Source organism: Rothia sp. 11273D007AR, assembly GCF_053547255.1.
The window spans coordinates 1-795 of record NZ_JBPPWJ010000035.1; the positions used below are offsets into that span (position 1 = coordinate 1).

The window sequence follows — 795 nt, forward strand, 5'->3', positions numbered from 1 at the left end:
TCAACATATTGGTTGAGCCACGCTGGACGCGAGTGTCGTTTGGGTGGTTTGCTCATGGGTGGAATGTTAGTTCAGGTGCCTTCCCTGTGGTGGGTGCTGATAAGAATGTGTAATGCTGGTGCGCTTTTGGGTTTTGAGGTAACAAGCCATGTGGTTTGTTGCTCTCAGGTTCCCGGCATGAGAGTAGTGACTGAGCTTTGTCTTTGGTTGCCTCGAGTGGTATCGGGTTGTTGTTTGAGAACTGTATAGTGGACGCGAGCATCTTCGAATTTATTTGAAGAAATCTCAATTCAATGTTTTGGATTGTGTTCTTTTGATACTTTTGATTTTGTACTTAGTTAGTCAAGGTTAATATCTTTGATTTTATCTGTGTGTAAGTTATTAAGGGCACACGGTGGATGCCTTGGCACTAGAAGCCGATGAAGGACGTGTGAATCTGCGAAAAGCCTGGGGAAGCCGATAACAGGGCGTTGATCCCAGGATGTCCGAATGGGGAAACCCAGCAAGCCATCATGGTTTGTTACCACCAGTTGAATGTATAGGCTGGTTGGAGGGAACGAGGGGAAGTGAAACATCTCAGTACCCTCAGGAAGAGAAAATAAGAATGATTCTGTGAGTAGTGGCGAGCGAAAGCGGAAGAGACTAAACCTGTGGTGTGTGATACCGGTTGAGGGTTGCATCATGGGGGTTGTGGGAGTACGCATAACAGTTTCAACCGGCTGTTGACGTGATGTTCTAGCATGTAGGTGAACGCCTTGGGATGGGCGACCGGAGAGGGTGAGAGTCCTGTAATCG

Annotated in this window: 1 rRNA gene; it reads left to right on the forward strand. The window is 47.4% G+C overall.

The window, feature by feature from the left end:
- Positions 1-371: 371 nt before the first annotated feature.
- Positions 372-795, forward strand: a 23S ribosomal RNA gene (locus ACED88_RS10735); the annotation flags it as partial.